The sequence below is a fragment of the Oleiharenicola lentus genome (genome assembly GCF_004118375.1).
GTDB classification, from domain to species: Bacteria; Verrucomicrobiota; Verrucomicrobiia; order Opitutales; family Opitutaceae; genus Lacunisphaera; species Lacunisphaera lenta.
This window is the reverse complement of record NZ_SDHX01000001.1, coordinates 2,469,784-2,492,856: the sequence shown is the minus strand read 5'-3', so window position 1 is coordinate 2,492,856 and position 23,073 is coordinate 2,469,784. Positions and strand designations below refer to the sequence as shown.

15 protein-coding genes are annotated in these 23,073 nt (G+C 65.2%); 3 read left to right on the top strand and 12 right to left on the bottom strand.

Going from position 1 to position 23,073, the window contains the following annotated elements:
* Position 1: 1 nt before the first annotated feature.
* From ESB00_RS10320 to ESB00_RS10265, 12 genes are all read right to left on the bottom strand, one after another.
* Positions 2 to 1,240 (bottom strand): DegT/DnrJ/EryC1/StrS family aminotransferase, encoded by a 1,239-nt coding sequence (locus tag ESB00_RS10320; protein ID WP_129047610.1) that lies wholly within the window; start codon positions 1,238 to 1,240, stop codon positions 2 to 4.
* A complete protein-coding gene (locus ESB00_RS10315) occupies positions 1,237 to 2,040 on the bottom strand; it encodes a hypothetical protein (RefSeq protein WP_129047609.1) in 804 nt (267 codons plus the stop codon). Before ESB00_RS10315 ends, ESB00_RS10320 begins: the two co-directional genes overlap by 4 nt.
* A gap of 4 nt (positions 2,041 to 2,044) precedes the next feature.
* Entirely contained in the window at positions 2,045 to 3,817 is a 1,773-nt protein-coding gene (locus ESB00_RS10310; protein WP_129047608.1) for a sodium:solute symporter family protein, read from the bottom strand.
* 67 nt (positions 3,818 to 3,884) lie between these two features.
* On the bottom strand, positions 3,885 to 5,975 hold the full coding sequence (locus ESB00_RS10305) for a heparinase II/III domain-containing protein (RefSeq protein WP_129047607.1): 2,091 nt from the start codon (positions 5,973 to 5,975) through the stop codon (positions 3,885 to 3,887).
* Between the two features lie 55 nt (positions 5,976 to 6,030).
* Entirely contained in the window at positions 6,031 to 7,659 is a 1,629-nt protein-coding gene (locus tag ESB00_RS10300) for a GxGYxYP domain-containing protein (protein ID WP_129047606.1), read from the bottom strand.
* A 3-nt stretch (positions 7,660 to 7,662) separates the two neighbouring features.
* The gene (locus tag ESB00_RS10295; protein ID WP_129047605.1) at positions 7,663 to 8,187 is read right to left on the bottom strand and encodes a hypothetical protein; all 525 of its coding nucleotides are present in this window, start codon (positions 8,185 to 8,187) and stop codon (positions 7,663 to 7,665) included.
* A 21-nt stretch (positions 8,188 to 8,208) separates the two neighbouring features.
* Positions 8,209 to 11,019 (bottom strand): S9 family peptidase, encoded by a 2,811-nt coding sequence (locus ESB00_RS10290; RefSeq protein ID WP_129047604.1) that lies wholly within the window; start codon positions 11,017 to 11,019, stop codon positions 8,209 to 8,211.
* Between the two features lie 19 nt (positions 11,020 to 11,038).
* A complete protein-coding gene (locus tag ESB00_RS10285; RefSeq protein WP_129047603.1) occupies positions 11,039 to 12,703 on the bottom strand; it encodes a GxGYxYP domain-containing protein in 1,665 nt (554 codons plus the stop codon).
* On the bottom strand, positions 12,700 to 13,212 hold the full coding sequence (locus ESB00_RS10280; protein WP_129047602.1) for a hypothetical protein: 513 nt from the start codon (positions 13,210 to 13,212) through the stop codon (positions 12,700 to 12,702). The genes ESB00_RS10285 and ESB00_RS10280 overlap by 4 nt, the downstream gene beginning before the upstream one ends.
* Positions 13,213 to 13,304: 92 nt before the next feature.
* Positions 13,305 to 16,277 carry a TonB-dependent siderophore receptor gene (locus ESB00_RS20105; RefSeq protein WP_129047601.1) on the bottom strand — a complete coding sequence of 991 codons (2,973 nt, stop codon included), beginning with the start codon at positions 16,275 to 16,277 and terminating at the stop codon, positions 13,305 to 13,307.
* 70 nt (positions 16,278 to 16,347) lie between these two features.
* A complete protein-coding gene (locus tag ESB00_RS10270) occupies positions 16,348 to 17,394 on the bottom strand; it encodes a LacI family DNA-binding transcriptional regulator (protein WP_129047600.1) in 1,047 nt (348 codons plus the stop codon).
* A 110-nt stretch (positions 17,395 to 17,504) separates the two neighbouring features.
* Positions 17,505 to 18,359 carry a sugar phosphate isomerase/epimerase gene (locus ESB00_RS10265; RefSeq protein ID WP_129047599.1) on the bottom strand — a complete coding sequence of 285 codons (855 nt, stop codon included), beginning with the start codon at positions 18,357 to 18,359 and terminating at the stop codon, positions 17,505 to 17,507.
* Between the two features lie 245 nt (positions 18,360 to 18,604).
* Between ESB00_RS10265 and ESB00_RS10260 the strand changes: the two genes are divergently transcribed.
* Genes ESB00_RS10260 through ESB00_RS10250 form a run of 3 tightly spaced genes read left to right on the top strand, consistent with a single transcriptional unit; the run spans position 18,605 to position 23,069 of the window.
* Positions 18,605 to 20,944, top strand: a complete 2,340-nt coding sequence (locus ESB00_RS10260) for an alpha-L-rhamnosidase-related protein (protein ID WP_164976132.1) — start codon at positions 18,605 to 18,607, stop codon at positions 20,942 to 20,944.
* Positions 20,941 to 21,798, top strand: a complete 858-nt coding sequence (locus tag ESB00_RS10255) for a DUF6807 family protein (RefSeq protein ID WP_129047597.1) — start codon at positions 20,941 to 20,943, stop codon at positions 21,796 to 21,798. Before ESB00_RS10260 ends, ESB00_RS10255 begins: the two co-directional genes overlap by 4 nt.
* Positions 21,795 to 23,069, top strand: a complete 1,275-nt coding sequence (locus ESB00_RS10250; protein ID WP_129047596.1) for an aminotransferase class V-fold PLP-dependent enzyme — start codon at positions 21,795 to 21,797, stop codon at positions 23,067 to 23,069. Before ESB00_RS10255 ends, ESB00_RS10250 begins: the two co-directional genes overlap by 4 nt.
* Positions 23,070 to 23,073 lie beyond the last annotated feature (4 nt).

The window sequence follows — 23,073 nt, the reverse complement described above, 5'->3', positions numbered from 1 at the left end:
GTCAGCGGGCAAAGTGGTGGGTAACCTTCGCCACCGCGGCCGCGGTCTGGTCCATGATCTCGTCGGTCAGGCCGGGATTGATCGCCAGCGAAATGCTGTCGGCCAGCACGGCCTCGGTGACGGGGCAGCTGACCCGGCGGTAATCCATCGTGGTGAGGCCGGCTTCGCGGAGCGGCCAGAACCCGGCGAAGAAATCGTGATTTTGAAACAGGGGGTATCGGTAAACCGGACGCGGGATGTAGCCGGGCGTGGCGGCGGCGCCTTCCGCGACCAGGGCCGCGGCAAATTCATCGCGGGTGCAACGGAAGCGGGCGAGATCGAGCCGGAGCAGGCAGAACCAGAAACTGTGACGGTCCCGTGGGTCGATGGCGGGTAGGGAAACGCCGGGAAGGGCACGGGTCTCCAGTTGCGCGAGCAGCCGCGAACCCAGACGGACGTGGTCGGCGATGATGGCGGGCAGTTTCGTCAGCTGGCCGGCCGCGACCGCAGCCTGGGGTTCGCTCATGCGGTAGTTGGGCGCGAGGCTGGTCGGGTTGCGCGCGTCTGCGGCGCTGTTGCGGTCGTAGAACTTATCGGCCCATTTCGCGAGCGTCGGACCGAAGCGCTCGTCGTTGGTCATCACGATTCCGCCGTCGCCGCAACTGACGTGCTTGAACTCGTTGAAGGAAAAACAGGCGAGATGGCCCCAGGATCCGACCGGTTTTCCGCGGTAGAGAGCCCCCCAGGCCTGCGCGCAATCCTCGATCACAAAGAGGTCATGCTCCCGGGCGATGGTCATGATGGCCTCCATGTCGGAGGGATTCCCGGTCAGGTGGACCGGCATGATGGCACGCGTCTTCGATGTGATCCGCCGACGGACGTCCTGCGGATCCAGGTTGTAGGTGTGCGGGTGGATGTCGGCGAAGACCGGGACCAGTTGTTGGTAGAGAATCCCGATGACCGAGCCCATGTCGGTGATGGGCGAGGTGATGATCTCGGAGCCCGGCGGCAGCTGGAGCGCAGCCACGGCGACGTGCAGCGCAGCCGTGCCGGAGGAGGTCGGCATCAGCCATTTGGCCGGGCAGGTCTGGCGGAACTCGGCGGCGAGGTCCGCGCACTGCGGGCCGTTGGCGTAGAAAAGGGATTTCTGTCCCACCATGGCGGTCAGTCGCGATAATTCCTCGGCGCCCCAGCGATGACGCTCGGGGCGGGGGGCGGTGACGGCCTTGGGGCCGCCGTGGAGGGCAAGGGTCGGATTCATGGCGAGGGAAGGGCGCGGAGAAAGTCCGCGAGTTTGAAGACAAAGCCGAACTCCAAGGCCACGCGCCACAGGGCCTGGCGTTTTTCGCGCTCCTCGCGGGCAGTCTCACGGTTTTCCACGGCGGTGGTGGCTTCGGCAATGGTGGAGCAAAGGCAACCGTGGCGGGCCATGTCCACCATGCCGCCCGGAGACATCAGCAGGCACCAGTTGAGCGCGAACCCGGAGTAGATGAGATGATTGATGCCTTGGGCGCGACACAGGGCGGCGAGTTGGGCGCCGTCCTCGGCGATGCCTTCTTCGCCGACCGGGCGGGCGGACGGGGCAAAATCCAGCCGGGCGAACCCGGCGGCAATGTCGGCGCTGTTATGGGCGCCGGGCGAACCCTGCGCGGCCCGCAGGCGCTGCATTCTTTCGTGGAGCGGGTCGGGCGTGACGCGCCGCGGGAGACTGGAGCCTCCGGCCAGCTGGATCGCGCGGTGGTGTCCGGGCAAATGGGAGTAGTAGTCCTTGCCGCCGCCCACGACGTGGAAGACCGGCAACGGCGAAGCGCGCACGGCGGCCAGCAGGGGCGGGAAGACCTCCCGCAGGATGCGCTCGGCTCGCGGGGTATATTCGACCGCGCGGCGCCAGCCGGGGAATTCGTGCGGTTGGCCGCAGTCCCAGGCGTGCATCACGACCAACGCCGTGTGTTGCGGGGCGAGTTCAGCCTCGACCGTGTGCCATCCACCGTAGCCCTCGCCCGGCACCGCGAGCGCGGGATCGGCGTCGAACTGACGATAGAGCTGGGCGGGCAGGCGCACGGGGTCAGGGTAGTTTGGTTTTGGCCGGACGGGAAGCGCGCCAGAGCAGGGCGCCGATCAGAAAAAGCAGCCCGCCGGCGACGAGATTGATAAGCGGCGGAGCGAGGGGCGACGAGGGCAGAACGACGCAGGCGATCAACACGAGGCCCAGCAGCACGCTGACCAATGCCAGCATCTGGAAGTCACGCAGGCTGGCCGGGGGCAGGTTGGGATCGACGGGCACAGGGGTGCGCAGGTCGGCGTCGAACCGCCGGCATTCGGCGCTGCGCGGGTCGTCTTTGCGGTAGAACAACGCGGAGAGGAAGAACACCACGGTCGCGGCGGTGATGGCGCTGATGATGTTACGCTCGTAGGCATGAGCGGGGAAGACGTCCGCCCACAGCAGGGCGAACGCGACGGTAAAGGCCGCGATGCAGGAGGCCATGCCGGACCACCACGGCGTCTTGCGGTAGATCATGCCCAGGAAGACGGGCATCATGAAGCCCGGGCCGGAGAGCGAGTAGTATTTCAATGCGAACGCGAAGGCGCCGCCCGTCCGGGCGATAAAGAAGGCGGCGACGATGCCGAGCACGCCGATGACCAGCATGGTCGCCTGGCCGACGCGCATCTGGTGTTTTTCACCAGGGACCGGCCGGCCGAATCGTTTGCGCAACGGCACGTAGATGTCGCGGGTTATGGTGGCGGCGAGCCAGTTGAAGCCGTCGCTGGCCTGGCCGAGGGTCGCGGAAAGAATGGCGGCGATGACAAAGCCGATCAGGCCGTGAGGCAGGAGCAGGAGGGCGAGGCCGACAAAGGAGGCCTCCTCGGGCGCGGCGAACTGCGGCCAGATCTCCGTGATGTTGGGGAAAATGACCCGCGCGCCCATGACGGGCAGAATCCACAGCAGCGGGCCGAACAGGGAGAGGCCCGCACAGAGCATCGCCATCTTCCGGGCGCCGCGCTCGTCGGGCACGCTCTGGTAGCGTTGCACCTGCCACCAGGCGACGTTGTAGCCGAGCATGGAGGCGGCGGCGTAGCTGAGCAAAAACAGGGGTTGGCCAGTCTGGCCGTTCAGCCCGAAATAACCTTGCGGCGCCTCCCGCCAGAGCCGCGAGAAGCCCGCCGCAACTCCGTCGCCCTGACCCAGGTAAAGGAAGGTCACGGGCAGGATCAACAGCGATGTCACCAGGATGATGACGCCCTGCACTGCATCACTCAGCACAGCCGCCCACAGCCCGCCGATGACGGTATAAACGATCATCACGAGACCGGTGCAGATCATCGTGAGTTCCAGACCCGAGAAAGTCAGTCCGAGGAAGGCGTGTTGTTCCGAAGCAAAGCCGAGAGCGGTGGAAACGAAAATGCAGAGAATATAAAGGCCCTGGCCGATGAGGATGACCTGCGGGATGATCGCGGTGACCGTGTAGAAATAGGTGGTCGAGGACGAGTAGCGGCGAGTGAGAAACTCAAGCGGAGAGTTGATCCGGGCCCTTCGCCAGCGGGCGGCGAAGTAGAACGCTCCGACGAGGTAGGCCCAGGTCGCCGCGGTGAAGACGACGACGGCGCCGAGCCCGTGCTTGTAGGTGAAGCCGGCCGCGGCCACGAACATGAAGGCCGAGAAACCCGAGACCCAGTTCGACACACCAGCGAGAACCCAGGGAACCTTGCCGCCCGCCTTGAAGTAATCGTCGGTGTTCCGGTTTTTCCGCGACGAATACCATCCCACAAAAATGACGATACCGAAGTAGAGCGTGATCAGCGCATAATCGGCACCGTTGGCATGATTGAGGACGGGCATGGCCGGAATCAGAGGGTAAAGAATGCAGGATCGTTGCGTGCGGCGACCTTACAAAGGAATGACGCTGTCAGGCGATGGTGAGGGCAGGGACGCTGGTCGTGGTCTGGAGCGTGACGTCCACCTTCTGTCCGGAGTGGCTGCCGGTGATGTGCCAGCCGGATGCCGTGCGCGTGACAGCGAGTTTGCCATGGGCGCCACCGGCGGGGGCGGTGGTGCAGGCGGTGAGGACCTCATGGTCGGTGGCGCTGGGGGAGACGACTTCAACATAGGGGAAGACGCCGACGCTCTCCGGCAGGGCGAGCTTGGCGGTGCCCGCGCTGACGGAGCCGGCGGAGGCGACGGTGGCGCGCAGCGAGGCCAGCGGCCGGTCAATGCCGAAGGTGGTGCCGGCAGCGGTCGCGGCGCCCTTGCCGTCGTCGTTGAAGACCTGGAAGCGCACCTGCACGGGCGCGGTGCTCTTGAGTTTGACGCGATCGAGCACGAGCAGGACCTCGGGCTTGAGGAAGACCAGCGTGCGCACGACGAACGCGGCGTCGGGCAGCACGAGGGCGTAGGCTTCGGAGGCGTCGCTCGTGACCGTCATCCAGCCCGGGCCCGAGCGAAAATCCGTGACGCTCGCCACGGCCCAGGAGGCATTCGTGCCTTCGGAGCCGTTGTGGTATTGGTGGCCCTGGCCGTTGATCAGAACCGCGGTGTGGGCCTCGGTGAGTCGGAGCAGCCATTGCGGCGTGGTGAAGGAATAGCCGGCGCGGAATGGGTCGTGAAACAGGCGGTCACCGTGCGCCTTGAAGATGATGCTGTTGCGGTCGGCGTGCTCGTGGTTGGCCGGACCGCCGCTGCGCAGTGCGACGACGGTGTCCGCCGGGGCCCAACCGGTGCGGGAGATGACCCAGTCGTTGCTCAGTCGCACATCGTGCAAGTCAGGGCCGGGCGCCTGGCTCGGCGCATCGGGCTGATACCAGACCGCGCCCTGCAGCAGGCGCAGCGAACCGGTGTTCTGGGCGACATGATGGCAGAGGGGATCATGGGCTGTGCTGCCGACCCAGCCGGCGACCGAGACATCCATACCCACGCCGGCATCGCAGAAATTCACGAGATCGAGCGCAGGGTTGTAGTTGCCCTTGGGCGTGGCGTTGTAGGCGGTGCCGAGCTTCGGATCCGCGACCACGCCGCCGCCGCAGGGCATGGCCATGCTCAGGGCGAACCGGATGGTGCCCGGGTAGTTGATGAGCTTGCGGTCATCGAGGCCAAGCCGGCGCCAGACGGCCTCCGCGAGCATCGCCAGGTGGGAGGTGGTGTAGCCCCAGTAGCCGACGCCCTCGTCGTAAGAGCCGTCCGAGCCATACATCGTGGCGAAGGCCTGCGCGCTCTGGCGGGAGAGATCGAGCCACTTGCCCGCATCAGGGTGTCGGCCATGGAACCAGACGGCGGCGAGACCGAGGCCGCAGGTGGGGATGATCTTGAGATTGGTGGCATTGAGGATGAGCGGCCAGCGGGCAAGGCTCACGCGGTAGGCCTGCGGATAGTCGTCCTCGGGATCGAAGCCCCAGCCCTTCACGCGGTCGGGATACTTCATGCCGTAGAGGGTGCGGTAACAGGCGGGGGCTCCCTCCGTGAGAATCCTGTGCTCCGTAAGATTCACCAGGTCGGCCGGCACGGCGGCGCCGAGCCAGTCGAGCGCATAGCAGGCGGCGATGGTGGCTTCGGGGGCGCGCTGCAGGCCGATGGTGTCCTTGCCGCCCTCGAGGAAGTAATCCCAGCGCGGGTATGCGCACATGCGCCGGAGCGCCAGCAGACACAGGTCCAACTGGCGGCGGTCGCCCCAGACCGTGTAGGCAAACGCGCAGTTCTGCACCAGTTTCCACAGGCGCATGAAGTCGGCCACATGGTTGTTGAGGCGTGATTCCTCGCGCACGAACTTCGTCTCGGCGGCAAAATCCACGTCGAGCAACTGGCTGCGGATCTCGGCACAGCGCGGAAGATCGAGATTGGCGCGGATGCGTGGCAGGTCGGCGGGGTCGAACAGCAGGCCACGCCCGGGTCCGGCGGACGGTGGGTTGGCCGCGGTCGCTGCACCGAGCGGCAGGCGGGCGAAGGGCAGGGTGGCGGCGAGGACGGCGGAACTCTTGAGAAAGGTGCGGCGGGTGGGGGTATTCATGGGGCGGGTGGGGCGGAGTGCGGAAGACGGAGAACGGATGACAGGGGACGGAGGCTCACTTGTAGCCGTGGAAGTGCTTGGGGTCGTCGGGGTCCTGATAGCGGGTCGTGTAGGTCTTCTTGCTCGCGGCCAGCTTCAGGAAAACGTCGAGCGGCACGACTTCGACGGGCCCGTCGAGCTGCTTGACCACCTCGACGAGGCTGTTGACGTCGTTGGATTCGCGGACGTGCACGAGGAGGAAGTAGGGCCGGGTGGCGTTGAGGGCGATGAGCTCGTTGAGATCGGCCGCCACCTCGGTGCGCGGGCGGCGCGGGTCGATATAGTAGTCGTAGGAAATCAGCGGCCGGGTGTCGCGGAGGTCGCGGGTGCGGGCGGGACCGTAGCCGTTGATGAAGCCGATCACATCGGGAAACGCTTCGTAATAGCGGTCCACCGTTTCCTTGGTGAGGTCGGCGTTGCCCACGTTTCCGTCGGCGGCGGAGTTGTCCATGATTTCCATCACATGCTCGTCGAGCACGGCCATCAGCTCGCGGGCCTCCTTCATGAGCAGCGGGAAGCGGTCGGCGGGAATATGGTTGGGATACATGTATCCCGGCCCCGAGAGCCCGCCGATGAAGTAGTCGTTCGGTGTCGCGCTTTCGTGGAAATACTCGAGGGCGGCGGGCGAGAACTTCGTCCAGTTCATCGTGACCTGCCACGCGAAGGGCAGCTTGCCGCGACCGGGTTTGGTCCAGACGCCGATGCCGATGCTGTCGGACTGGACAAAGGAGAGGTAAACCTTTGCCGCTGCCGTGAGCTTGGCATCGCGCGCCACGCGGTGGGAGTTCGTGAACTTGAAACCCGGGGTGAAACCGAACTGGCAGTTGAAGCTGAGGTTCGGGAGATTGTGCAGCCCCTCCATCTTGAGGCCGTAGCCGGAGAGCAGGGTGGTCCACTGCTCCTCGGTGTCCTTCGCGTAGGAGTGCCAGCCGAAGACCGTGGCACCGGGATTGAGTTCAGAAAGGAGTTTCTGGGCGAGGGCGAGTTCCTCCGGGTGCTTGGGATTGGCCGAGAGATCCTGGAAAAACATCCGCTGGCGCACGCCCCAGTCGCCCATGGCGGGTTGGCGCACGGCACCGGCGTGTCCGCCCATGAGCATGATGCTGTCGTGCGTGCAACGTGCCCAGTAGCGCCGGACCGCATCGCCGTAAATCTGGGCGTCGGTCTGGCCGGTGTAGCGACCGCGCAGGTCGTCAATGGGCTTCAGGCCGTGTTTCTCCACGAGGGGGACAAGGCCGGCGGTCACGACGAGCGCGTCCTCGAGGCCGGCGATGGTGAAGGCCACGTTCAACGTTGCGGGCACGGCCGGGTCCCAGACGACATAACCCTTCGCGGCGCCGGCGAACCGGCTCAGCGCCTCCTCGGCGGTCTTGAGCCCGGTGAAGCGAACGCCGTGCTTGCGTTGGTAGAAATCGAAGAGCGGCTCGGTGATCTCCCACTGGAAGTCCCGCGGGTGGACGACGTAAAGCTGCGGGGCGGCGCGGTTGGCGAGGCCCTGCAGGCTGACGAGCAGGACTTTTTCGGGCAAACCGCCAGCGACCTGCCATTGGCCGTCCCAATGCATGACGAAGGCCGACCGCGCGTTTTCGGCGGCGGTCAACAAGGGGGCGAGCAGCAGGGCGAAAAATAAAAGGGCGCAGCGCATGGTTCAGGGGGATGAGGGGACGCGGTTGAAACGGTAGACAAGCGGCTGGGGGCGGGAGCTATGCAGCTCGATCAGCACGAGGGACTGGTCGCCCTCGACGAGGCGGTATTCGCAGTAGAGACGCATGACGGCCTGACCTTGGGAAATCTCGATGGGGGCGTCGGCCTCGACGCGCAGCGTGCGTCCGGCGTCCAGCCAGGCGGCGCGCGCGGCGGTCTTGCCGCCCTTGGCCGGATAGAGGGCCATGTGGCGCTGCTCGACGCGGAAGAAATCCGCGAGCTCGACCGGGGCGGTGGTGTCCACCGTGTTTGTAGCCTGATGCTTCGTCGTACGCCACTGCATGTCGTGGCGCAGGCTCACGCGCGGGCCATCCACCGTGATGACAAGGTCCCAGGCGCTCCACCCATCGAGGGCTGAGCTGCGTGCAGGGTCCAGGCGCCAGCGACTGTCGAACGGCGAGCTGGCATGAGCAGCGAGGGGCGCGAGCAGGAGCAAGGCAGAGAGCAGAAGTCTTCGGGGAGTAGTCATGGCGGAAAATTAAATGCGGGCTCAGGGTGGGTCGCGGAAGCGGAGCTTTTCCTCCTCACGATCAAGGTAGGGAATTCCGTCGGACATCCACGCAGGTTGGGGCACACCCTTGAGAAAGTGGTCGAAGAACTGGTGCATGCGGCGGGCAAAATCCTTTTGGTCGGCCCGCCGGCGCAGGCTGTGCAGTTCGTCGTTGTAGTTGAAAAGATAGGCCTCCTTGCCGGCGCGGCGCAGAGCGAGGAAGAACTCGACGGCCTGCGGCCACGGCACGATATCGTCGTGGTCGTTGTGCAGGATCAGCAGCGGCGTGGTGACGCGGTGCGCAAAAAAGACCGGCGAATTCTCCACATACAGGTGCGGAGCCTCCTGCAGGGTGGCGCCGATTCGGCTCTGGTTCTTTTCGTATTTGAACTGACGGGAGCGTCCGGAGCTTTCGCCGATGGCACCGGAGGCGCTGGTCATGTTGCCCACGATCGCGCCGGCCTCGGCGGCGCGGAAACGGCCGGTTTGCGTGAGGATGTAGCAGGTCTCGTAGCCGCCCCACGAATGCCCCTCGAGTCCGAGCGCGTTCTCGTCCACGAAGCCCTGTGCCACGACCGCATCGACCGCGGCCATGACGCACTGGTAGGCGCTCGCGCCGGGTTTGCCGGTGGTGTAGGCGATGTCCGGCATGAGCACGACGTAGCCGTTGCTGGTGTAGAAGCTCGGTTCAATCACCGCCAGCGGTGCGGGCAGGAAGAAGCGGTGCAGATTGGCCGAGAGCCGCTCGTAGATGTAAACGATCATCGGATACTTCCTCGTCGGATCGAAGTTCGCCGGTTTGCAGAGCATACCGGACAACGGTTGCCCGTCCGGTCCGCGGTAGCGGACGAGGCTGGCCGAACCCCAGAGGAAGGGCGCGAGTTGGGCGCCGCCCCCGGTCACCTTGCGGGGAGATTCAAAATTGGTGTCGGTAACGAGGATGTCAGGAAACTCGTCGAAACGTGACGCGGTGAGCATGAGGGTGTCGGCTTCCAGGGCACGACCGACGAAGCGGTGATCCTTGGCGGCCCAAAGGAGGCGTTGCGGAGCGGAGTCCGCCGAACTGAACCGGAAGAAGCCGGTGTCGCGGGTGTCTTGGTGTTCCCCGCGAAAGGTCAGCGCACGGTCGAGGTCGATGCCGCGGATTTCATGCTCGGGCTCGTTGCCTGCGAGGTTGTTCAGCCGCAGTTCAATCTGGTTCAGCCGGCCGAAGCCGCCCGTCAAATTACGGGCGGGGCGACCGTCGGGGAAAACCTGCCAGAGATCAAAGCGATCATAGATGAGCAGGGACTGGCCGTCACGACTCCACCCGGCGGAGCCGTAGGCGCCGGGCATCTCCGGCATGTCGTGCCGCTCGTTGTGGACGGGAAACGGCAGGGCCTGGCTGACCGGGTGCACGGAGCCGTCACGGCTGTCGGCGACGAACCACTGCCGGTCGGCATACCAGGCGAGCCAGCGGTTGTCGTGAGACCAGCGAACGCCGGCTTTCTCACCGACTTCCCGCGCGAGGAGCTTCCGGGAGCCTGAAGTCGCGTCCACGAAGTAGAGATCATGATAAATCCCGTCGTAGTCGATGCGCCGGCGATAGGGGCGGTCATCGAGGCCGAAGGCCTTGGAACCGTCGTTGTTGAAAGTCAGCAAGGCGAGGGTCGGATCAGCCAGCTGGACAAAACGACCGCTAGCCAGGTCCAGAGTGCCGACGTAGGCGCGCTGCCGTTCTTTCTCCGCCTGCACCTTCTGCAGTGGCGGGATGAAATCGTCGTTCCAGCGCCAAAGGTCGGCGCGGATCTTTTCCTCCTCGAGCAGCGCCGCGAACCGGGGATCGGGTGCATTGAGTGCGGGCCGGGTAGAAACCAAAAGCCGGTTGCCGTCGTAGGTGAAGGCGGGGGCGGCATCGCCGCTGACAATCCAGCCGCCCGGCAAACCCGGCGCATCCGCGGGGAGAACACGCCCGGCCGCACCGGAACCGCGTCTCCAGTGGTAAACCGCCATCCGGGGCATCGGGGCGGGCGCTTCGTCGCGGTCGGTGAGGAAGGCCGCTTCAGTCTGCGTGCGGTTCCAGGTGATTTTACGGTAGCGCCCCGGTCCGGAGGCAAGCACCAGGGGTGGGGCCTGGTCACCGGGCGTGACGGCGAATACGCCGTTTTCAGCCGCAGTGGCGGACGCGGTGGCAAACAGGAGCGTCCGTCCGTCGCGAGAGAACGAATATTCGGTGACACCGGGAAAGCTGCGTTCGGCGGCCGAGTTCAGCTCGCGCAGCACAAGTTCACCTTCGGTTTTCAGGTAGGCCAGCCAGGAGCCGCCGCGGGCCGGCACTTGCAGGCTTTTCACCCCGGCGATGGGCACCGCGCGGCCGGTGGCGAGTTCGACGATAACGAGTCCCTCCGGCGGCAACTCGGCGCCCGATTTGCCGGCGCGCAACGCTTGGAGCGTGTCCGCACGGGCCGGAAACGTGTTGGCGACGGCAAAGCGACTGTCGCTCGTGAGCGTCACGTTGACGGACCGGCGCGGGGGCGGCCGTTCCGGGTCGGCCTCCGACCCCGTCATCAACACCGGCGGCAGGGCCCCGACGGGGGCACGCCATTCTTGTGTGCCGGCAAGTTCCCGCACGATCACCTCCCCGTCGCCCTCCTGCGGCATGTAGGCGTAGGTGAGGAACCGACCGTCGCGCGAAAGCACCTGGCCGGAAATGCTCCGCCACCCGTCGAAATCCACATGGCTTAATGCCCGCTTTACGTCAGCGGCCGCCCGGCCATGGATGGCCAGGGCGCAAAGCGCGACGAATAGCAGAAGGAGTCGATTGGGGTGCATGTCGCCGGGGCAGCGCGGATCAGGGATTGTGGTTCACGGGATCGGACGGCTGCCGGTGATAGGTGCGGTAAGTCTTGGCGCTGGCGGCGAGCTTCAGGAACACGTCAAGCGGCACAACCTCGACGGGCTCGCTCAGCCGGCCGATCACGTTGGCGACCTTCTCGATCGTGTTCCGTTCCCGCACGTGCATGAGCAGGAAGTAAGGGCGCGCGGGATTGAGCTGCATGAGTTCCTCGAGGTCGGCGGCGGCCTCGTCCTCGGGGCGCTCAATCGCCAGGTAGTAGTCGTAGCTCAGGAATGGCCTGCCGTCGCGCAGATCGAAGGTGCGGGCGGTGCCGTAACCGTTGATGAAGCCGAGGGCATCCGGGTATTCCGCGTAGTAGCGGTCCACGAGTTCCCGCGGCAAGTCGGTGTTGCCGACGTGGCGGTTGCCTTCCGAGTAGTCCATGATTTCGAGCACGCGCAGATCGAGCTGCTTCATGAGCTTGCGGCCGATGGCGGCGAGCGCGGGGAATTTGTCGGCCGGGATGGACTTGGGATAGAGATAACCCGGACCCGACAGCCCGCCGATGAAGTAGTCGTTGGGTGATTTGTCCTCGTAGAAGAACTGGAGCGCGGGCGGATTCATCCAGACCCAGTTCATCAGCACCTGCCAGGTGTAGGGAATGCGTCCGCGTCCCGGCTTGGTCCAGCTGCCGATACCCATCGAGTCGGTGGCGACGGCGCAGACATAGACCTTGTTCCCGGCCTGTAGGTTGGCGTCGGGCGCGACGTGATGGTTGTTGGTGAAGCGGAAGTCGGGCGTGAGCGCGATCTGCGAGGTGAACGAGACGTTGGGCAGGTTGTGCAGGCCCTCCATCATGAGCCCGTAATTCCCGATGAGGGTGGTGTGCTGGCCCTCGGTATCCTTGGCGTAGGAGTGCCAGCCGAGGACGATGCTCGCCGGGTTCTGGCCGCCGAGGATGCGTTTCAGCAGGGCGAGTTCCTCGGGGTGTTTCGGATTGGCGGAGAGGTCCGTGAAGAAGGCGCTTTGCTGGATGCCGAAGTCGGCGATCCCCGGCTGCATAACGGCACCGGCTTCGCCGCCCATCACCACGTAGTAATCGCGCGAGCAGCGGGCATAGTAGTGATCGTAGGCCCACTGGTAGATGACATGGTCGGGCTGGCCGGTGAACTTTCCACGAAGGTCAACGACCGGCTTCAGGCCCTGCGCCGCGGCGAGTGCGAGCTGGTCTTCGTTGACGACGACGAGGTCCTCGACGCCGGCGATGGTGAAGGCCACGATGAGAGAGGAGCGAACGGCTTTGTCCCACACCACAACCCCCTTCGCCCGGGTCCCGAAGCGGGCGAGGGCGGCCGCAGTGTCATTGAGGCCGAGGCGGTCGAACTTAAGGCCGTGGCGCTTTTCAAGAAACCCGACCAGTGGGTGAACGATCTCCCACTGCCAGTTCTTGGGGTATTCGAGGTAAAGGCGGGGTTGGCCGCGGTTGGCGAGGCCTTGAAGAGAAATGAGCAGGGCGTGCGCGGGCAGGTCGCCCGTCAGCTGCCAGTTTTCGGACAGTGGAATGAGCGTGGCTGCGGCGGGCGCGGGTCCGGTTTTGACCGTGCCGGCGGGTTGGGCCGGGGCGAAGACGGCGCCCAGGGCCAGAATGACCGTGGCGAAAAGACGGCGGAGCAGGCTCATGGCACGCGGGTGAATACGTAAACGACCGGACGGTTGCGGGTGCTGCGAAGTTCGATGAGAGTCAGCACGGCACCGTTGGCGGAGAGCTTGTAGTCGCTGAGGATGTTGACCGGGCGTTCGCCCTGTTGTGTGGACAAAATCAGATTGGTCGAAAGACGGAGAATGCGGCCGGCATCAAGCCACTCGGCTCGGACGTGCTTGGTACGGTCGCCACCGATGTAGGCGCCGAGGTGACGGTTGTCGGGCCAAAGGTTCACCGGCACGACATTGTCGGGCAGAGACGTGTCCACCGTCATCACATCCGCGAACCCGCGGCGCCCCGCGCCGAGCTGGCGGTCGAGCGTGATCCGGTTGCCGGCGACAGACAGGGTGAACTCGTAATTTTGCCACGGACTCAGCTCAGTGCTGCGCGCGGGGTCGAGGCGCCAGCGGCCGGCGAGCGGACTGCCGACGGCGACGGCCGATGCGGACATGACACCAAGCAGGAGAATCGTGAGCAGGCGGAACATGGGACCGACAGGAAAGGGGAGCGCGGAGAAGAAAAAGGGCGGAGGCAGCAGGTGCCTCCGCCCTCGGTTGGATGGTCGGATTGACCCGAGACTTAGAACTTCATGCCCAGCGAGAACATGTAGGAGCGGGGCTCGGCGAGGTTGTAGTTACCCTCGGAGTATTCCTTGTCCGTCACGTTGCTGACATTGAGCGTGCCGGACAGCTTGTAGCCGAACACCTCGAAGGGATAGCTGAACACCGTGTCGAACACCACGTAGTCGCCGGCCGCAAGGCCGCCGCGGGCGGTCCACATGTTCACGTTGTTCTGGATGTTGATCTCGCTCGAGTAGCGGGTGCCGAGGCCGATGCTGAAGCCGCGGCCGTAGTCGCCGATGAAGTTGTCGCTGAACGTGTATTTCTGGAACACGTTGAAGCGGAACTCCGGCGTGTTGATCAGGCGGCTGCTGAACGTGATCTCGTTCTGGATGCGCTGGGCGACGGTGGAGGTCGGGGTGAGCGCGAGGCTGGGATCAGCCAGCGTCTCGGAGCGCCAGATCCAGGAACCGGAGATGACGGCCTGGTAGTTGCGCTTCGGGGTCCAGATGACCTCGAACTCGGCGCCTTCGTTCTCCTCCTCGGCGGAGGCCGAATACCAGCGGACGATGCGGCTGAACGTGCCCTGCTTGTTCGGCAGGAGATAGTTCAGCGGTTCGTTGAACTGGCGGAGGGTGTCGTCGAGCACGCGGTTCTTGCGGTTCACGCGGAAGACCGAGGCGGTGCCGACGATCTTGTTGTCATCGAGCGCGACCTTGACGCCGAACTCCATGTTCAAGCCCTTTTCGTTCTGCACTTCGGTGAGGCCGCCCTCGGAGACGAGGCGGGCGTTTTCCGTGGAGCCGTTCAGGCCGAGCAGGGTCGCGCGGGTGTTGACCGCGTTCGGATCATAGTCGCCGCCCAGGTAGGTGACGCCACTCGGGAGGAAGGTCTGCGACACGCTCGCGTAGACGCTGACGTTTTTCTTCACCTCGAAGGAGGCGCCGATCATCTTGGAGCTGCCCTTGGTGGTGCGCGGGCGGGAGAAGATCGGGCTCAGGCCGTAGGTGACCCAGTCCGCCTGCGGGATGTTCTGCAGGGCGAAGTCGTCGACGATGAACCAGGGCGGGTTGGCCGCGACCAGCTGGCCGACGGTGCTCGTCTTCTCCTCGCGATAGCCGAGGAAGGCGGTGAGACGGTTGTCGAAGGCCGAACCCTGCCAGTTGACATACCATTCCTCGCGCTTCGGACGGCTGTGGTCCACGAGGCCGCGATCGATCGGGGTGATGCGGCGGATGTCGGGATTCATGTGCACGCCCGGATCATACTCGGAGAAGATCTGCTGCGGGGTGAGAATCTTGCCGAAGCGGTCGCGGATGAACTGCTTGTCCACGCCCCAGCCCAGCACGGGGTGGCGGAAGGCGGCCGGGATCGGGGAGACGTAGCCCTCGTCAGGCTTGTCGTAAGCGCCCGGGAGGTAGCCGTAGAACGGGAACAGGTTCGTGTGATTGTTCGAACCGTAGAACGAGTTGTAGGTCTCGCCCATGAGTCCGCCCACGAGGATCTTGTTGTCCATGCCGGCGAAGCTCGCCTTGAACACCGCATCGAGCTGGTGGTAGTAGGCGTCAATCTGGTAGCCCTGTGTGGCCACACCGCCGAGGTTGTAGCGGCGCCCGTCGGCATAAGGATTGGCCGAGGAGAACACGCGGTCAAAACGCGACTGAACCGAGGTGTAGTTGTGACGGATATCCAGCCAGTCGGTGGCCTTGAAGTCGGTCACGACCGCGAAGGTGGAGTTTTCGTCCTTCGTGTAGGTGCCGGACCCGTAGTAGTTGAACTTCTCGTCGAGCACGCGGTTGCCGCTCGCATCGGTGATATAGGCGCCGCGCGCGACGGAGGTATACAGGGGGAGATACTGGTCGTTCGCCGCGTTGCGCTTGTCCGCGATCCATTGGCCAACGTTGTTGAAGATGCGGGCCTGGTAGGCGGTGGCCGAAAGACCCGTGAGGGTCAGCAGGGCCGCAGGCGGGGCCTTGTAGTCATCGAGCCACTGGGTGGGCCAGATGTAGGAATTGTCATCCTGGTTGCGCAGGCGCTGCAGCACTTCGCCCTCGATGGCGACCTTGAGCCGGCCGCTCTTGAACGGAATCAGGGTGAGGCCGGCGTTGACCGAGTAGCCCTTCTGGTATTCGAAGCGCTGGTTGCCGATGCCGTTGTCCCACGCGCCGACGACGCGCATGGCCGCCTTCTCCGAAAAGACCTGGTTGGTGTCGAGCGTGACGCGCTCGCCGCCGATGCGGTCGTCGTAGCCGCTGTAGGAAGCGGTGACCGTGGTCGGAATCTTCGAGAAGGAAGGCTGCTTGGTGACGTAGTTGATGACGCCGCCCGGGAAGGCGTTGCCGAAGAACACCGCCGCCGGTCCCTTGATGACCTCAACGCGTTCGACGTTGTCGAGGCTGTAGGCGTTGTAGCGGAGCAGGCCGTTGCGCAGGCGCGAGTTGATCGGGAAACCGCGCAGCGTCATGATGCCCGACGGGGTGAAGCCCGTGGCGGGTTGGATGATGCCCATGCGGCCGTCACCCGCGGAGGAACTCTGGTAACGAAGAACATCCTGGATGTCCTTCATGTTGGTATCCTTGATGAAGTCCTCCGAGATGACCGAGATGTTCAGCGGGACTTTTTGGATATCCATGCCGATCTTGGTCGCGGTGGCGGAATTGGTTTTCAGGTAACCATAATCCTTTTCGCCACTCACCTCGAAGGGTGAAAGCACGAGAACGTCCTTGTCCACCGGTTCGGCGGCCAGGCTGGTGGCGGCCGGTTGCACGGCGGGGGCGGCGGCCTGGGGTCGCGTGTCGGACGGGGTGGCGGGCTGGGTCCGGCCCTCGATTTCGGCGAGGCGCTTGCGCAGGGCAGCGTTCTCTTCCTGGAGTTGGCGGAATGCATTGGCGTCCGTCGATTGCGCGGTGGCAGTCGAGGTCGTCAGCAATCCCGCCAGACCGATCGCCATGATTCGTTTGGCGAGGTCGATGGGGGTTTTATGGGGGTTCATGCTTGCGGGTGGTTTGTAGTTTCCGGTGACAAAACCGGGGAGGGTAACCTCTCCTCGGTCGAGGAGAGGTTCAGGGAGTGGCGGGCCCGTTGGCGTGGTTGGGGGCGATCAGGCGGGGGGACACGGTGATGCCCATGCGGCCGTTGAGGCCGGGGTTCTCGATCCGCCAGATCAGGTGATCGACGACCTTGCGGACGAGCAGCTGGAGGTTGACGTCGATGGCCGCGGGAGAGTGGTCGAGATTGTGGTAGATGACCGGGTTGTAGTTGCCGAGAATCGCCTCGAAGTCCCGGCCCGCGGTTTTGCCGGCTTCGCGCAGGGCGCGGAAGAACGAGCCACAAAAATGATCGGCCGGAATGTAGAGCCCGGTCGGCCGCGGCTTGGAGGCGAGCAGTCGGCTTACCAGCTGGTCGCTCTCACCGTGCGGCGCCGCGATTTCAAGGTAGCTGACACCCGGATTGGATGCACCCAGGATGGAGTGCACCGTGAGGCCGAGTTCGGTGGCGCGGCTGGTGAAGGCGTCCTTGCGGCGCACAATGGCGCTGTAGTCCGGGTCGGTGGAGATGACCGCGACGGCCTTGTGGCCGCGTTCCTTGAGATAATCGGCCGCCATCCGGCCGTTTTCCTCGTTGTTGGGTTCGACGTAGTCGCCGGGGTAGGAAGATGACCGGCGCGTCATGAACCACACATGGGGAATCTCGCGCAACTTCGCCAGACAGCCGGCCGACGGCTCCATACCCTGGATGATCACGCCGTCGAGGTGCTCGTTCGCCAGGTTGCGCGGCGGCTCATCGGGCGTGCTGGAAAACATGACGCGCAGATCGACGCGATAGCGCGGATCGGTGGACTGCACCTGCAGCAGCTGGTCCTGAAACCAGTTAAGGCTGGGATTGTTGGCCTTGGCCCCGACAAACCACACCCCGATGCGGCGTTGCTCCGGGAGGTGGGCCTTGGGGCCGCGGCGCCGGTTGAGCGGAGCGGGCACGTAGTTGTGCTGCTGCATCACCGCCCGGATGCGCGCCAAGCTGTCGGCCGCCACAAGCTGCGGCTGGTTGATGGCCCGGGAGACGGTGGCGGGGGAGACGCGCGCCTTGCGGGCAATTTCGGTGATCAACATGGGGGTAAGGTCAGACCCGGCGTGAAACTTTCATGCAAATGCATGAAAAATGATGCACGACAGTCAAGGCATTTTCAGCAGCCCGGGCTGAAAAGAGGCGCAACAAAGTCTCAAGCGACGCGGCGCAGGGCCCGACGCCAGCAGCCGAGCAGTTCGCGGCGGCACCGGATCACGTCGGGCCACACCGGGGGATTGGTGCTCACGTTGTAGCCATGCGTCATGCCCATCTCCGGGCAGACCCAGAGTTCGCCGCCCGGGCGCGGGCCGCGCAGCCAGAGCACAAAGAGTTCCTCGACGAAGGCGCGGTAGTCCAGGAACTCCGGCGTGAGCCGGCCGCGGCCGTCGGTGACGGGCACCTGGCAATGCTGGCTGTTGAAGGGCCGCAGGTGAAACAGCTGCGAGTGCTGGATCTCGCGCGGCCACGCGAGCAGGCGCGCCGCATAGTCCTTCGGCAGCACGTGCTTCGAGACGGCGAAATGCGAATGATCCCAGGTCACCGGCATGGTTTCACCCGTGACGCGGCGATAGCGTCGGGCGATCTCGGTGAACTTCTCCGGCGTTTCCGTCGCGGTGTCGCGATGGGTTTCAATGTGCACCCCCAGGCCAAGGCGCCGGGAAAGCTTGATCAGCTTCACCGCCATGGCCGCCGCGCGGGCCGGTGGCGTGTCGTGGTTGAGCAGCTGAATGTTGATGAAGTGCACGCCGCAGTCGCGCTGCTCGGAAAGCCTCCGGGTCACCGTGGGCAGGTCGCCGCAGTCGAAGCCGCTGAGCAGTTTCAGGCCGTGCCGCCGGGCACCGTCGGCAATCTCCGGATTGATGAAGGCGGCGACGCCGTCGAATCCTGCCGCCTTGATGGCGGCCAGCTTGCGGTCCAGCGTCCATTCGCGACGCGGGGCGGGGTGCCCGACCATCGACCAGGTGTGGGCACAGAGAACGAGGCGGGGCTGGGGTGAAACAATTTTCATGATGTTAATGAAAATAAATGAAAAGAGATGTTGAAAAACTGGGAAAGGCCAGCCCATTTTCGCTCACGACGCTTTGCGGCCAGCCCGAACCATTCGGGCGGCGCAGAGACCGAACCCCAGTCTCGCAACCCCAGATTTCAGTCGTGTCCGCCCAACCTTTTCAAAAATCAGCGTCATGGATCTGGTCGGCGGAAGGTTCACACGCCGCGCCTTCTGCGCCGAACCGCAGTCCTTCCCATTATCAGGTGCGATATTTCCGCCGGACCTTCGTGGTGGGTGATCCGGCCAAGGCACGGCTCACGGTGCATGTCTCGGCGGACAGCCGCTATCTGTTTTATTGCAACGGCGAGTTCATCGGCCGCGGTCCGGCGAAAGGTGACATCAACCACCATTTCTACGATACCTTCAACCTGACGCCGCACCTGCGCAAGGGGCGCAATGTTCTGGCCGCGATCGTGCTCGACATGTCCCGCGTCGCGCACCGGCCGGCCCGGTTGGGGCCGCCCTGTTCCGTGATGACTTATACCGGCGGCTTTGTGCTGGAAGGCGTGCTCACCGGAAAATCCGGCAAGGTGATGGCCGATCTGCGGACTGATGCCAATTGGCGCGTCGCGATCGACCGCGCGCATCGGTTTCAGAACGAAAACACCACCTTCGAGGGTTACCACGGCTACTTCGAGCACCGGGTTTCCAAGTTCATTCCGGCCGGCTGGAACACGACGCGGTTCGACGACTCGGGATGGCCTCCGGCGCATGTGCTCTTTCAGGCCGAGCTGCGGGAGAACCGTCGCGACCCGACCAGTCCCTACGGACTGATGCCGCGCATGATTCCGATGCTGGAGGAAGCCGAGCCGCAAAACTTTCCCGATGCCTACATCGCCGGCGGCGGCGAAGTCCCGGCCGCGTGGAAAAAACTGCTCGCGGCCGGACGTCCGCTCACCCTCAAGCCGGGCACCAGGATTGACCTCGTGCTCGACATGGGGCGCCTGACCACGGCGTTTCCGCATCTTGCGGTTTCGGGCGGCGCGGGCAGCAGCTTCCGGCTCACCTACGCCGAGGCCCTGCGCCTGCCGTGGAACACGTCCGGCGCCAAGCTGCTGGGCCGACAGCAGTCGCTGGCCAACCTGGCTTCGCACTTTGCCGATGAGAGCTCGGGCTGGACCTTCGATCGCCGGGGCAAGGTCACCGGCTGGTGTGATCGCTGGGAGCCCAGCGGTCGCGACGAGGTGTTCGAGCCGCTGCACTGGCGTGCGTTCCGGTATGTCGGCCTGCAAATCACGGTGGGGAAACAGCCGCTGAAAGTGCGCGCGGTTCGCCAGCGTTTCACGGCCTATCCCTACCGGATCAAGGCCCGCTTCCGTTCCTCTGATCCCGCGCTCGACCGCATCTGGCAGGTCGGGCTGCACACGATGCGCATGTGCTCGCACGAGACTTTTGAGGACTGTCCGCATTACGAGCAGATGCAGTATGCCGGCGACACGATGATCACGTCGCAGCTCGCGCTCTTCACCACGGGCGACGCTCGGCTGAGCCGTCAGGCGCTGTACCACTTCGATTGGTCGAGGCTCACCGACGGACTCACCCAATCGCGCTATCCCTCGCGGCTCATCCAGGTCATCCCCGCGTGGAGCATTCATTGGATCTCCACGCTCCGCGATTACCTCCTCTGCACCGGTGACCGCACCACGGCGGCGGACCTGCTGCCGGGCGTGCACGCCGTGCTCGACTGGTATCGCCGTCAGGCCGGGCCGGACGGACTGCCGGCCAAACTGCCATTCTGGAACATCACCGACTGGTGTCCATGGTGGCCACGCGGCGTCGTGCCTGGCGCCGACACCGGCGCGACCTGCATCCATTCCGCCCAGTTCATCAACGCGCTGGATGAAACTGCGTGGATCGTGCGCCAGTTGGGCAAGCCCGCCGAGGCCGACGCCTTGACCGCCGAGGCGGAGCGGCTGCGTCGCATTGCCCATGCAACCTTCTGGTCGGAAGCCGAGGGACTCTATTTTGACCGCCCGGGCGGTCCGGAAATCAGCCAGTATGGCAACGCCTGGGCGGTGGTCGCCGGATTCGCGGGTGAGCGTGAACGGTCGATCCTCATGCGGCGTTTCCCGGAGGACGCGAAGCTCGCGCCCGGGTCTTTCTTCTGGTGGCACACGGGATTTGCCGCGCTGGCCCGGTGCGGACGCTTTGATGACCTGCCCCGGCACCTGGGGCCGTGGCACGAATCCGTCAACTGCGGGCTCTCGACCTTCGTCGAGGAGAACAGTTACTGGCGTTCGCTGTGCCATGCGTGGTCGGCGCACCCGGTGCTGGAATTCCAGCAACGCATCCTCGGCGTCCTGCCGGCTGAACCCGGATTTGCGCGCATCGCCATCAGGCCGCACCGCTGCGGCCTGACCCACGCCAAGGGCAGCGTTTGCACGCCGCACGGGCTCGTGGAGACGGGGTGGAGGGTGGAGGGAGAACGCTTCCTGCTCGAAGCCAGGGTGCCGGGAAATATTCCCACCCGCGTGACGCTGCCTGACGGAACCTCGCGGGAGTTTGCCGGCGGCCGCATCCGCCTGGAGGGAGTCCTGCAATGAGTGCAGAGCTCGAACTGCACCGCATGGAGGACCGTGCGGTGGAAATCCACCGCGCGGGAGGCGGCCTGCTGCTGCGCTACGTTTATCGTCCCGACACGGCTCCGGATGAATCACCCCGGCCCTTCGCCCATCCGGTGAATACGCTGGCCGGGGAGTTGCTGACCAACTTCCGGCCCAATGACCACCGCTGGCACCACGGGCTGAACTTCACCATCAACTGTCTCGCGGGCCATAATTTCTGGGGCGGCGGCACCTACCGCAAGGCCGATGGCTACCAGATGCGCGGTGATCACGGCAGCCAACGGCATGTGGCTTGGACCGAGCAAAACGCCACGCGACTGGCTCACACGCTCGACTGGTGCGTCAACGCCTCCGGCGAGCGGTTGCTGGCGGAGCAACGCGCACTGGCTTTCGCCATCATTTCGCCAAAGGCCTGGACCCTGCGCTGGACCGCCACGCTCAGGAACGTCACGGCCCGCCCGCTGTCGCTCGGTCAGTATCATTCCCGGGAAGGCCTGGCGGGCTCGCATTACACCGGCCTGCAGTTTCGCGGCGCCCGCGATCTGCTCGACGACCATCTCGACGACACCATCAATGTCTTTGCCGAGGGCGGGCTCGTGGGCGAAAAGGCCGTGCACGGCGCCGCCGCCCGCTGGATGGAATGGCGCGGGCAAAAGGACACGTCACTGCGCCGCGTGGCCGTTCGTTTCGAGAATCACTCCGGCGCCCTGCACTGGTTTGTGCGCCGGAACAATCCGCTCGCCGCCCTGCCGTTTCAGTATGCGCAGGATCTCCTGCTGGAGTCCGGTGCCGCGCTGACGCTCGATCACACCCTCACCTTCACCGACGCATGAGGCTGGATCGTCGCACTTTTCTGCGGGGGCTGGGGGCCGGCGCCCTGGGCTCGCTGGCGGGGGTTGCCTCGGCCCGGGCGGACGGGGACGGTTTGCCGACGTTCACGGCGTCTGGCGCCGACGGGTTTTGGCAGGCCGTGCGGGCGCAATATCCGCTGCTCGATGATCCGCTTTATCTCAACACCGGCGGTCTCGGTCCCGTGTCGCGGCCCGTGCTCGCGGCCGTCGAAACGACCGCGCGGCGCCTCCAGGAGCATTCCGAATCGGGCCACGGTCTCTTCGAGCCGGCGCGCGAAGGCATGGCGCGTTTTCTCGGCGCCCAGCCAGAGGAAATCTGCTTTGTCCGCAACGCCACCGAGGGCAATTCGATCATCGCGGCGGGCCTCGCCCTCGGCCCCGGTGATGAGGTCATCTTCGATTCGCACGCGCATCCCGGCGGCTCTTTCCCGTGGTTCAACCAGGCGAAACAACGCGGCGTCGTCGTGAAGCTGTTTGAACCGGACCCGGCGGCTGATGACGGCAATCTCGCCCGCATCCTGGCGCTCGTGACGCCGCGCACGAAGGTCGTTCAGCTCAGCCATCTCACTTGCACCACCGGTCAGCTTCTCCCGGTGCCCTTGATCGCCGAGGCGGTGCGCCGGCGCGGCATCTGGCTGCATGTGGATGGCGCGCAGGCGGCCGGCATGATCCCGCTGGATCTCCGCGCGCTCGGCAGCGATTCGTATGCCTTCAGCGGACACAAGTGGCTCGGCGGGCCGCATGAGACCGGCGTGCTCTTCATCCGCCGCGACCGGCTCGAGGAAGTCGCCCCCACCGGAATCGGGGCTTATTCGGGCGAACTGGCGCAATTGCCGGGGGAACTGAAGTATCATGGTGCGGCTTCGCGCCATGAATACGGCACGCGCAACGCCGCGCAGGTAGAAGGTCTCCTGGCCGCCGTCCGCCTGCAGGAACAGATCGGCCGGGAGCGCGTGGCGCAGCATGGCGCCGACCTGGCTTCACTCCTGCAGGAGGAGCTTGCCGCCGTGGACGGCATCACGGTGCTTACGCCGGCTGCCCGCTCGATGCGCGGCTCAATCATCACGATCCGGCACACCCGGGCCGACGCAGGAAAATTCTTCGGTTACCTGCTGGAGCGGCACCGGCTGCGCTGCCGGCCCGTGACCGAGCAGGACCTGCGCGCCGTGCGCATCTCCACCCACGTTTTCAATTCCCGCGCCGACTGCCGGCGCGTCATCGCCGCCGTGCGGGCGTCGGTCCGGGACCTCTGAGCCA

Bases quoted from the DNA above. Each gene is read 5' to 3' on its own strand.
- ESB00_RS10320 (WP_129047610.1), bottom strand. From the start codon at position 1,240: ATGAATCCGACCCTTGCCCTCCACGGCGGCCCCAAGGCCGTCACCGCC.
- ESB00_RS10310 (WP_129047608.1), bottom strand. From the start codon at position 3,817: ATGCCCGTCCTCAATCATGCCAACGGTGCCGATTATGCGCTGATCACG.
- ESB00_RS10305 (WP_129047607.1), bottom strand. From the start codon at position 5,975: ATGAATACCCCCACCCGCCGCACCTTTCTCAAGAGTTCCGCCGTCCTC.
- ESB00_RS10300 (WP_129047606.1), bottom strand. From the start codon at position 7,659: ATGCGCTGCGCCCTTTTATTTTTCGCCCTGCTGCTCGCCCCCTTGTTG.
- ESB00_RS10295 (WP_129047605.1), bottom strand. From the start codon at position 8,187: ATGACTACTCCCCGAAGACTTCTGCTCTCTGCCTTGCTCCTGCTCGCG.
- ESB00_RS10290 (WP_129047604.1), bottom strand. From the start codon at position 11,019: ATGCACCCCAATCGACTCCTTCTGCTATTCGTCGCGCTTTGCGCCCTG.
- ESB00_RS10285 (WP_129047603.1), bottom strand. From the start codon at position 12,703: ATGAGCCTGCTCCGCCGTCTTTTCGCCACGGTCATTCTGGCCCTGGGC.
- ESB00_RS10280 (WP_129047602.1), bottom strand. From the start codon at position 13,212: ATGTTCCGCCTGCTCACGATTCTCCTGCTTGGTGTCATGTCCGCATCG.
- ESB00_RS20105 (WP_129047601.1), bottom strand. From the start codon at position 16,277: ATGAACCCCCATAAAACCCCCATCGACCTCGCCAAACGAATCATGGCG.
- ESB00_RS10270 (WP_129047600.1), bottom strand. From the start codon at position 17,394: ATGTTGATCACCGAAATTGCCCGCAAGGCGCGCGTCTCCCCCGCCACC.
- ESB00_RS10265 (WP_129047599.1), bottom strand. From the start codon at position 18,359: ATGAAAATTGTTTCACCCCAGCCCCGCCTCGTTCTCTGTGCCCACACC.
- ESB00_RS10255 (WP_129047597.1), top strand. From the start codon at position 20,941: ATGAGTGCAGAGCTCGAACTGCACCGCATGGAGGACCGTGCGGTGGAA.
- ESB00_RS10250 (WP_129047596.1), top strand. From the start codon at position 21,795: ATGAGGCTGGATCGTCGCACTTTTCTGCGGGGGCTGGGGGCCGGCGCC.